At 61.6% G+C, this 4,388-nt stretch carries 3 protein-coding genes and 2 pseudogenes; all 5 read left to right on the top strand.

The window, feature by feature from the left end; genetic code table 11:
- Positions 1-232 (top strand): annotated as a pseudogene (locus EN879_RS25580) (pilus assembly protein CpaC); the annotation flags it as partial.
- A 14-nt stretch (positions 233-246) separates the two neighbouring features.
- On the top strand, positions 247-984 hold the full coding sequence (locus tag EN879_RS25585; protein WP_013533682.1) for a pilus assembly protein CpaD: 738 nt from the start codon (positions 247-249) through the stop codon (positions 982-984).
- A 38-nt stretch (positions 985-1,022) separates the two neighbouring features.
- Positions 1,023-2,312 carry a CpaE family protein gene (locus EN879_RS25590; protein ID WP_013533681.1) on the top strand — a complete coding sequence of 430 codons (1,290 nt, stop codon included), beginning with the start codon at positions 1,023-1,025 and terminating at the stop codon, positions 2,310-2,312.
- A 29-nt stretch (positions 2,313-2,341) separates the two neighbouring features.
- The gene (locus tag EN879_RS25595; RefSeq protein ID WP_013533680.1) at positions 2,342-3,841 is read left to right on the top strand and encodes a CpaF family protein; all 1,500 of its coding nucleotides are present in this window, start codon (positions 2,342-2,344) and stop codon (positions 3,839-3,841) included.
- Positions 3,842-3,870: 29 nt separating this feature from the next.
- Positions 3,871-4,388, top strand: a pseudogene (locus tag EN879_RS25600) (pilus assembly protein); the annotation flags it as partial.

Genomic DNA, 4,388 nt, shown 5'->3' on the forward strand with positions numbered 1-4,388 from the left:
CTTCCGCAGCAGGGATTTCGTGCGAAACGAGACCGAGCTCGTCATCATCATCACGCCCTATCTGGTTAAGCCGGTGGCGCGCAACGACCTTGCCAAGCCGGACGACAATTTCAACGCCGCCAGCGATGGCGCCGGCATGTTCCTTGGCCGCGTCAATCGCGTCTACGGCACCATGCAGACCGACAAGCCCAATGGCCGCTACCACGGCGTTGTCGGCTTCATCTACAAGTAAGCGGGGAAGCGGACATGTCTCAGTCAGCATTGAAGGCAAGCACCATCGCCGCAACGACCCGTCTCGGCCGTTCACGGGTCTGCCGGCGAGCCGTTCCTGTCCTGGCGGTTGCGGTGGCGGCGCTGCTCGCCGGCTGCGCCCAGCGCGACAGCATCACGGTCGGCGCCATTCCGGACGATTACCGCACCAACCATCCGATCGTCATCGCCGAGAAGAATCAGAAGATCGACCTGCCTGTCGGCGCCGGTGACCGCGGCATGACCGGCTCCCAGCGCGATACGCTTCTTGGCTTCCTGGATGGCTATGACAGAAGTGCCGCCCCGACGCTGACGATCCAGGTCCCGAGCGGATCGGCCAACGAGGTCGCCGCGACCACGGCGGCCCGCGATTTCGCCCGGCTGGCGGTTGCCAGCGGCATCAAGCGCAATCGGATTGTCGTGACCTCCTATCAGTCCGCCTCCGCCGAAGCCTCTGCCCCGATTCGCGTTGCTTATATCTCGGTGAAAGCCCAGACCGATAAGTGCGGCCGCTGGCCCGAAGATCTTATGGAGACATCGGAGAACAAGCACTATGCCGACTTCGGCTGCTCCTATCAGAACAATCTTGCCGCCCAGATGGCCAATCCCGCCGACCTGCTCGGCCCGCGTAAATCTGCCAATATTGATCCGGCAAATCGTAGCCAAGCCATCGATGTTTACCAAAAGAGAGGCATTTCGGAAGAGTTCCTCGGCAATTCGGAAGTGACGTACTGAGCCGCAAATCTCGGATAGAACAGGCCACGGGAGAGAGCATGACGATGAGCAACCTTGCCTACGACGCCCCGGTGGACGGCAGCGATACCTCGCAGCAGGACATCGCCGCGATGCAGGCGTTGCGGCCGATCCCGCGCATCTCGATCCAGGCATTCTGCGAGACCGAGGGTGTTGCCAACCCGGTCGAGCGCGCCGGCGAGGACCGTCGCATGACGAAGGCGCATCTCAAGGTCCACATGGGCGGTGTTCCCACTGCCATCGAATTCTACCAATCGGCGCCGACGCCCAATCTGATCCTGCTGGAATCGCGCAGCGAGCCCAAGCAATTGCTGGAACAACTCGCCCAGCTTTCGGAATATTGCGATCCGACGTCGAAGGTGGTGGTGATCGGCCACTACAATGATGTCGGCCTCTACCGGGAACTCATCCGCAACGGCATTTCCGAATATGTGATCGCTCCGGTCTCGATGGCCGACATCGTCAGCGTGGTGTCGTCGATTTTCATCGATCCGGAAGCCGAGCCGCTCGGCCGCTCGATCGCCTTCGTCGGCGCCAAGGGCGGTGTCGGCTCCTCGACGATCGCCCACAATGTGGCTTGGGCGATGTCCTCCCTGTTCAAATCCGAAGTGGTCGTCGCCGATCTCGATCTGGCTTTCGGCACCGCCAACATCAATTTCGACCAGGATCCGGCGCAAGGCATCGCCGAGGCGGTGTTTTCACCGGAACGCATCGATGAAGTCTATCTCGACCGGCTGCTGACCCAGTGCGCCGAGCATCTGTCGCTGCTGGCGGCGCCTTCGACGCTCGAACGGGTCTATGATTTCGATCCAGAGGCCTTCGTTCAGCTCATCGACACCGCCCAGCGCAGCGTGCCGCTTCTGGTGCTCGACGTCCCCCATGCCTGGACGGGCTGGACCAAGAACACCTTGGTCAAGGCCGACGAGATCGTCATCACCGCGACACCGGAACTTGCCAATCTGCGCAACACCAAGAACCTCATCGATATGCTCAAGCGGCTTCGTCCCAATGATCCGCCGCCCAAGCTGATCATCAACCAGGCCGGCGTCCCGAAACGCCCGGAGATTTCGCCGGCCGATTTCGCCGAGCCGCTCGGTCTGTCGCCAATGTCGGTCATTGCTTTTGATCCCTTGCTGTTCGGCAATGCCGCCAACAACGGACGCATGCTTGGCGAAATGGATGCCAAGAACCCGATCGTCGCAATGATCAACGAAATGGCGCATGTGCTGACCGGGCGCAGCGAAATCAAGATCAGGAAGAAGGCCGGGCTCGGCAGCCTGCTCGGCAAGCTCTCGCGCAACAAGAAGTGACGCTTCAGCAGTGGAATCGGTAGTCGATCATGTTTGGTAAAAGAGGCAGCGACGACGGCAACCGGTTCACGCCGGAATTTCGCCAGCCAGCACCGGCGCCTGTTGCGCCACCGGCTGCAGGTTCCGTGGACACGGCGGTTCTGACACGGCCCGCGGCGCCAAGCGCGCCTGTCGCGCCGCCGGCGCGCCGTGCGGTCGAGGCACCGCCATTGGCGCCTGAGCCGAAGCGGGCACAGCGCGAAAAAAGCGAAACCTATTACGATACCAAGAGCCAGGTCTTCTCCGCACTCATCGACACCATAGATCTGTCGCAGCTTTCCAAGCTTGATCCTGAAAGTGCGCGCGAGGAAATCCGCGATATCGTCAACGACATCATCGCGATCAAGAACTTCGCAATGACGATCGCCGAGCAGGAAGAGCTGCTCGAGGACATCTGCAACGACGTGCTCGGCTATGGGCCGCTCGAGCCGCTGCTCGCCCGCGACGACATCGCCGACATCATGGTCAACGGCTCCAGGAACGTCTACATCGAGGTCAACGGCAAGGTCGAACAGACCGGCATCCGCTTTCGGGACAACCAGCAGCTCCTCAACATCTGCCAGCGCATCGTCAGCCAGGTTGGCCGCCGCGTCGACGAATCCAGCCCGATCTGCGACGCGCGCCTCCCCGATGGCTCGCGCGTCAACGTCATCGCGCCGCCGCTCTCCATCGACGGCGCCACGCTCACCATCCGCAAATTCAAGAAGGACAAGCTGACGCTCGACCAACTGGTCAAGTTCGGCGCCATCTCGCCGCAGGGCGCCGAAGTTCTCAAGATCATCAGCCGTGTTCGCTGCAACATCGTGATCTCGGGCGGTACCGGTTCGGGCAAGACCACGCTGCTCAATTGCCTGACCAACTATATCGACCGCGAGGAGCGCGTCATCACCTGCGAAGACTCGGCCGAGCTGCAATTGCAGCAGCCGCATGTGGTGCGCCTCGAAACCCGCCCGCCCAATCTGGAGGGTGAGGGTGAGGTGACGATGCGCGACCTGGTCAAGAACTGCCTGCGCATGCGGCCCGAGCGCATCATCGTCGGCGAAGTGCGCGGACCCGAAGTGTTCGATCTTCTGCAGGCGATGAACACCGGCCATGACGGCTCGATGGGAACGATCCACTCGAACAGCCCGCGCGAATGCCTGAACCGCATTGAATCCATGATTGCCATGGGTGGTTATTCGCTGCCGCAGAAGACAGTGCGCGAAATCGTCGTCGGCTCCATCGACGTGATCATCCAGGCAGCGCGCCTGCGCGACGGATCGCGCCGCATCACCCACATCACCGAGGTGATCGGGATGGAAGGCGACGTTATCATCACGCAGGATATCGTCCTCTACAACATCAAGGGTGAGGACGCCAACGGCCGGCTGTTGGGTGAGCACGTATCGACCGGCATCGGCCGTCCGCATTTCTGGGAGCGTGCACGCTATTACGGCGAGGAGCAGCGTCTCGCCATTGCGCTCGAGGCGATGGAGAAACGCGCTGACTGACGTCTGCTGGGGTGTAAGGGTTCGGGCCAATGTTTGGAATTGACGGCACAGTACTGGCGTTTGTCGTGCTCGCCGGCTTCAGCGCCGGCGCCGTCGCTTATGCATTTCTGTTCACCCGGATCAGCAACGAGAAACAGGTCGGCAAGCGGCTCGAAACAATCAGGACCGCCGAGACGGATCGCTCCGTCGTCAAGGCCTCGCGCGACCGCGTGGCGGAAGCCGCCAAGCGGCGCAAATCGGTTCAGGATTCTCTCAACGAACTCGACGCCAAGCAGAAAACCAAGGACAGCCGCGTCAAGAAGCCGCCGCTGAAAGCCCAGCTTCGTCAGGCCGGCCTCAAGACCACCATCGAGCGTTTCTATATATATTCCGCAATATGCGGCATCGTTTTGACGATGGCCGCTTTCGTGGCCGGAGCCCCGCTGATCGCCTTGCCGGGCGTGCTGCTGGCCGGGGGGCTGGGCCTGCCGCGCTGGTTCGTCACGTTTCGCCGCGCCCGCCGGGTCAAGGCATTCCTCAACGAATTTCCAAACGCGCTCGACATCAT

Source organism: Mesorhizobium sp. M7A.F.Ca.AU.002.02.1.1 (genome assembly GCF_003998535.1).
Classification (GTDB): Bacteria; Pseudomonadota; Alphaproteobacteria; order Rhizobiales; family Rhizobiaceae; genus Mesorhizobium; species Mesorhizobium ciceri.